We start from the raw sequence: 6,395 nt of genomic DNA on the forward strand, positions 1-6,395 counted from the left end.
TACCTGGGCGAATCTTTGCGAATAGAGTTAAACATTAATCCGATTATTATTCCTCATCTCAATTTTGAAGGAATGATTGATGAGAAGGTGGATAAAATTCTGGAGAGAATCAAATATATAGAACAAAGACAAGAGGTAAGAAAGCGAAAATGCGAAGACGATGAAGTATATTTTGTCGATGTGGAAGTCAAAAGTTTTGAAGTAGACTTACAGGCAATTTCAGAATTAATTTGCACCAGAATTGATGAACAAATTGTAGATAGTGCTGCATTAATTGATTTAGTCATACAACAGCAAGTTAAGGAAGACTTTCGCAGTGCAGAAATGCAAATCAAAGATTACACAAATAAATTTCAATCAGAACTTGAAGCTTTAGTTTGGCAACGAGAAAGTAAGGGAGGAGAAGCAGAGAAAATTTGCTCAAATTTGCAGGTTTATCAAACTAGGTTATCTGAATATATAGAAGAATTAGATATGCTAGAAAAATCTTTGGATGAGTTAAATAAAACAAAAGCTTAAAATTTGGATTATGATAAGAAACCGGGTTTGTGGAAGAAAGATGTCAGCATAGTAGGGTACTAATACAAACCCAGTTTCGATACTTTATTTATACTTTAGCGCTAAACATATATTTGGCGCTAAAGCACAACTACTTCGGGAAGATTTAGCAACAGATATACAAATAAAAATTCAAGTAATATCTAATCAGCTTTCTGATTACCTGGGCGAATCTTTGCGAATAGAGTTAAACATTAATCCGATTATTATTCCTCATCTCAATTTTGAAGGAATGATTGATGAGAAGGTGGATAAAATTCTGGAGAGAATCAAATATATAGAACAAAGACAAGAGGTAAGAAAGCGAAAATGCGAAGACGATGAAGTATATTTTGTCGATGTGGAAGTCAAAAGTTTTGAAGTAGACTTACAGGCAATTTCAGAATTAATTTGCACCAGAATTGATGAACAAATTGTAGATAGTGCTGCATTAATTGATTTAGTCATACAACAGCAAGTTAAGGAAGACTTTCGCAGTGCAGAAATGCAAATCAAAGATTACACAAATAAATTTCAATCAGAACTTGAAGCTTTAGTTTGGCAACGAGAAAGTAAGGGAGGAGAAGCAGAGAAAATTTGCTCAAATTTGCAGGTTTATCAAACTAGGTTATCTGAATATATAGAAGAATTAGATATGCTAGAAAAATCTTTGGATGAGTTAAATAAAACAAAAGCTTAAAATTTGGATTATGATAAGAAACCGGGTTTGTGGAAGAAAGATGTCAGCATAGTAGGGTACTAATACAAACCCAGTTTCGATACTTTATTTATACTTTAGCGCTAAACATATATTTGGCGCTAAAGCGCAACTACAAACAATATAATTTTTTCAGGAGTTAATTATGTTTTTTTCTGGGAATTTTGATGTATCTATACTCAAAAATATTCAAATTATGTAGGTTGGGTTGAGGAACGAAACCCAACGTTTTCCTATAGACATCTCCAATAAGAAAAAATAAAATAAATTATCCTACAGAAATTATCAATCCTTTCTCCCCTCTCCCTGCTCCCTCTTTTCTGGAGATGTCTAATATTTTTGTTGGGTTTATCCTACGGATAAGCAACCCTAACACTTCGTTCTACCCAACCTACAATTATCTAACATAGCCATACTAATACTAAATATAAGATGATTTTTCATCAACAGTTTCACCATAATTTTATTCCTACCTTTTCTTCACTCTCCACAATTCCCCATCTACAATAGACTCAAATTCCCATTGCTTTCCTTGTATTGCTTCTTGCAGTCTCATAGAAGGTCGAAATACAAATATCTCCAACTCATCTCCAACCATTTCTAAATTAGGCGACTGACTCAACAACAATAGTCGAACATCATCATCTAATATATAACTTAGTGAAATCAAATTTGCCGTATTAGTATAATTATTGCCCACATCACTCAATAATATTGGAGAGTCGGTAGCATTAACTTTTTTGGCAATCTCCGCATTAAAATAACTTATACTTTTATTCCACCAAGTATCAGAAAAAGCACTTACGGTACAAGATGCAATACTAGCAGTTAACAACATTGCTAAAACTACCCGCCAGTATTTTTGCTCGCCGAATAAAGTAGCATTTTCCCGACCTAAATACTTTGCCAATAAATAAGCAACTGATAAATATATTGCTGGAAAACAGAAAAGTAGATAACGGGTGACAGCAGAGCGTTGTCCACCCCCTAGCAAATCTGGTATGACCAATATTATTAAAGGTACAAAAATAGAAGTTAGGATAAATAATTTTGTCGAAAGACTACAAAAACAACAAACTTTATAAACTCCCCAAGCAATAATAATTAAAAATAGCAATCTGAGTAAATATGTGCCGATATTATTAAAACCAAAATCTAGGTCAATAAACATACATGAAAAACTCAAAATCCACTTTTTTACTAAAAAATCAAAGCTGACTGATACTCTTGCCCAATTTGTTGCATCATACACTCTTTGCAGATTATTAATTACTATGACTATCCAAGGAATATAGAGAATTATTATTGCTACTGAGGCAATGAAAAAATCCAGAGGTAACCTTTGAATTAAAATTTGAACTTTTGATAAATTAGATTTGTTTTTAGAGGAAATGATTGCTACATAATTTGACAAAAACCAATTGCAAATCACAAATATTCCATGGGAGATAAGAGTTAAACAAAAAAACAAATGGGTATATAAACCAATGGCAGAAACAATACTATATAATCCCCATTTTTTCCAGCTTCGAGAATCTAAAGCTTGCAATAATAAAATACTACTACCAATAATCAAAACAGTAACTAAACTATATTGTCTTGCCGTTTGAGCAAATAAAATTTCAACAGGCGATAAAGCTAAAAATGTAGTTGCCAGTAAAGCAGTTAAATGGGAATTAAAAAGTTGCCAACCTAAAACATATATTAATGGCAAAGATAATAAACTAATTAATGCTGCTAAACTACGAGATGCGGTGACAGAACTACCAAATTTTTGCATCCATAACCGAGTCATTAAAAAGTATAAAGGTGGATGATGAGGATCTTCAATTGCTAGAGATTTTAGAGTTTCTACAAAAGTGCTTTGCGGTTGAATTTGTTGATATTTTTGTAGTTGTTGAGCCGGAATAATTTGGCTTTGAAATAATTCTCGGTCAATATCAGTCCGGTTAAAACCTGCAGCTCTTAAAGAAGTAAATACTTCGTCATGCCAATAGACTTTTTTATCAAGGTGGAAAAAGCGGAATCCAATTCCTAGAGTTATGGCAATAATTAGTAAAATAATTAGGGGTTGGAAGAATATTTTATGGTTAAATTTGAGAGTCATTATTTTTCCATTAAATTAGTAAGACTAAGAGATAATATAAGTAGGTCGGCACTATTAAATATAGCTAAGTTATACCGTTTCACGGAAGTTAAAAGTCAAAAATCATGCATTAATATTTTACAGGCTCAAAACTTTGATGCTACAGTAATTTCAGGAAATTATTTCACATATAGCAATCAGGAATCAGATGTGAGAATTTAAGTGTTTCTTAAAAGAATAGAGTATAGCAGTTATATTATTCATATATACTCATTTTTCCCTCTACCCTGTTCCCCGTTCCCCGTTCCCTATTCCCTAAAAATCTCCAATATCTCACAACTCAAATCATATTGCTATATAAAGTTTGAAACTATTTGTGACATCTCTATAGTTAATTGGTATTATACCAATTTCATAAATCTTTGCTACAAATAGTTAGGGTATTTCTTGGAATTCATAATTCAGAATTCAGGAGTCATAATGAATATATTTAATACCATTTATTATGTTTTAAATCATTGTTTTCGTCAAATATACTTTCATCTAAAGTTTTTTTATGGTGCTTATTATTCGTAACATTCTTTTTTCAAAATGGTATTATAAGCTAAATAAATAAAGTTTTTGATAAATGGTATTAGAGACTGTTTTTCAATAATTAATAATTAATTATTAATTATTACCTCTTCTTGAAACATTGAGGATTGATTAAAAGGGAAATTTTTTTCTTCTCTTGGTCGATTGGATATGGCGCACTTCGGAGCGGCTCTGCTTTCTTCGGGAAACCTTGCCATCCCATCCTAGGTCATGCTCCGCTTTCCGACCGCTCTCTTGGTCGATTGGATATGGCGTTTGCTCGCACAAAGCTCCGCTTTACATGTTGCGGAGCAAAACGCGTAGCGTCCCGGAGGGAACGGAAACCTCGCCATCCCATCCTAGGTCATGCTTCGCAAACGACCGCTCTCTTGGTCGATTGGAGGCCAGCGAGGAAACCTCGCCATCCCATCCTGACGGAATGCTCCGCTTTCCGACCGCTTTTTTTCCTTTAAAGGAGAGGCTTTAAACCCTTATTTTTCGGTAAAACAATATTACAGCGCTTTTCAGATTGATGACCTCACCTCACAACCATAACCTTGTAAAGACGTTCCATGGAACGTGCCTACTGTGGTTTACCGTGCAGGAAAACTGCTGTAAGGTAGCTAAAGCACTTAATATTTCCTACGTTCGGTGGGTTACGGCGGAAAGTTAAGGGTTTGGTGAGTAAGCATAAGTATTGCCGCCTAACCCATCCTACGACTATAACTGAAATGACAAACAGTCTCTAATGCTGAGAACAAATTTATCTAAATTTACGTCAAGTATACTAAGTCAAGTATACTAAATAGAAATATAAATATTTAACTTGTCTAGATTATATCACTGTAAAACTATGATTTTCTCTCGGTTTAATTCTCTCAATAAATGTTTATTAGGTACTGCAACTGTAGCAGCAATTGTTATTACTATCCCCACAGTATCAACTGCTAAAACTGCTCAACAAGTAGCAGAAATTGCTACACCAATCACAGTACAAATTAATAGTAACTTAGGTGATGGTTCAGGAGTAATTATTGCTAAAGATGGTAATACTTATACTGTGCTCACTGTTAATCATGTTGTTCAAGATTCTAGTATTAAATATAGTGTCAGAACTACTCAAGAAAAAGACTATCAAGTAATTGAAATTGTCAATTTACAAACAACTGATGAAGAACCAGATTTAGCAATAGTTAAATTTGAAAGTTCTGAGACTTATCCAGTAGCAACTTTAGGTAATTCTGAACAATCAGTTATTGGTTCCCAAATATATGTTTTTGGTTATCCTGCCACTGGTGGTTTATTTGGTACAGAGAGAGCGCCAGAATTATCTCCAGGATTAGTAACCAGTCGCCCTAAAACTCGCCCAGAAGATTATACTTTACGTTATCAAGCTGTTACTTGGAGTGGCATGAGTGGGGGTCCAGTTTTTGATACAGATGGTCGTGTTATTGGTATTCATGGGCAAGGAGAATTTGGCTTTGCTCAAACTAATTCTGGGGATGTAGCGCCAATTAAAACAGGATTTAATGCGGCAGTTCCTATTAACAGTTTTATTAGAAAATTATCTGCTGCTGGTATTAATCCTTCAGACTTAATTTTGGATGATACTCCAGCAAATAGTATTCCTTTTTCAACAATTAATCCTCAAAGTTCTGAAGCTTTATTTTTTAAGGGTATAACTGATTTGGATCGGGGAGATGCTTGGGAAGCGATCGCTAATTTTAATCGTGCTTTAAAAAAGGAACCTAACAGCCCAGAAATATATTTTAATATGGGTATTGCTCGGAGTTTATTAGTTAACCCTCACGAACCAATAACGAGAGGTCCAAATCCAATTAAAGATTATACTAAAGCTATTGAACTTAATCCAGGCTATGCTGATGCTTATTATAATCGTGCTAATGCTTATTATCGAAATAGTCTGACTTATCAAAAAATGGAAGATAAGAAACAAGCAAATCAACAACTTCAGCAAGCAATAAAAGATTTGCGTAAAGCAGCAGAGCTTTATCAGCAAGGTGGCAGGGTTAAAGCTTATCAAGACACCCTAGATTTAATTCAAAAATTCAGGGATTTATATTAATTAGGTTTAGACATAAACTTGATCGGCTATTGATTTTAGAGGAGGTAAGAGCAATTGAGAGAGAATTAAAAGTTACTGCTAAGGTAAGCTTCTTTAACCTTAGAAAGAATTATTCATTATTTGCTGAATTTCGCAGTTACCGAAAAATTAAGGTTTAAAGCCTCTCACTCGCCGTGGAGAAAAAGCGGTCGGAAAGCGGAGCATTCCGTCAGGATGGGATGGCGAGGTCTCCTCGCTTGCCTCCAATCGACCAAGACAGCGGTCGGAAAGCGGAGCATTCCGTCAGGATGGAATGGCGAGGTCTCCCGCTCTTAACAGAGCCGCGTTTCATGTCGCGTTTGCGCAATTATTCCGTAGGAAAGCGAAACGCAATTCAAGTCGCTCCGCGTTTCGCA

At 34.6% G+C, this 6,395-nt stretch carries 3 protein-coding genes and 1 pseudogene; 3 read left to right on the top strand and 1 reads right to left on the bottom strand.

The window, feature by feature from the left end; genetic code table 11:
* Together F6K22_RS19330 and F6K22_RS19335 are read left to right on the top strand one after the other, a co-directional pair.
* Nucleotides 1-519, top strand: a pseudogene (locus F6K22_RS19330) (hypothetical protein); the annotation flags it as partial.
* Between the two features lie 214 nt (nt 520-733).
* Nucleotides 734-1,237 (top strand): hypothetical protein, encoded by a 504-nt coding sequence (locus F6K22_RS19335; RefSeq protein ID WP_293101302.1) that lies wholly within the window; start codon nt 734-736, stop codon nt 1,235-1,237.
* 487 nt (nt 1,238-1,724) lie between these two features.
* Here the strand turns inward: F6K22_RS19335 and F6K22_RS19340 are convergent, their stop codons facing one another.
* Nucleotides 1,725-3,362, bottom strand: a complete 1,638-nt coding sequence (locus F6K22_RS19340; protein ID WP_293101305.1) for a glycosyltransferase family 39 protein — start codon at nt 3,360-3,362, stop codon at nt 1,725-1,727.
* 1,405 nt (nt 3,363-4,767) lie between these two features.
* Here F6K22_RS19340 and F6K22_RS19345 point away from each other — a divergent pair.
* Nucleotides 4,768-6,000: a tetratricopeptide repeat-containing S1 family peptidase gene (locus F6K22_RS19345; protein ID WP_293101308.1), complete on the top strand. Its 1,233-nt coding sequence runs from the start codon at nt 4,768-4,770 to the stop codon at nt 5,998-6,000.
* Nucleotides 6,001-6,395 lie beyond the last annotated feature (395 nt).

This window comes from Okeania sp. SIO2F4 (genome assembly GCF_010672385.1).
Classification (GTDB): Bacteria; Cyanobacteriota; Cyanobacteriia; order Cyanobacteriales; family Microcoleaceae; genus Trichodesmium.

Bases quoted from the DNA above. Each gene is read 5' to 3' on its own strand.
- F6K22_RS19340 (WP_293101305.1), bottom strand. From the start codon at position 3,362: ATGACTCTCAAATTTAACCATAAAATATTCTTCCAACCCCTAATTATT.
- F6K22_RS19345 (WP_293101308.1), top strand. From the start codon at position 4,768: ATGATTTTCTCTCGGTTTAATTCTCTCAATAAATGTTTATTAGGTACT.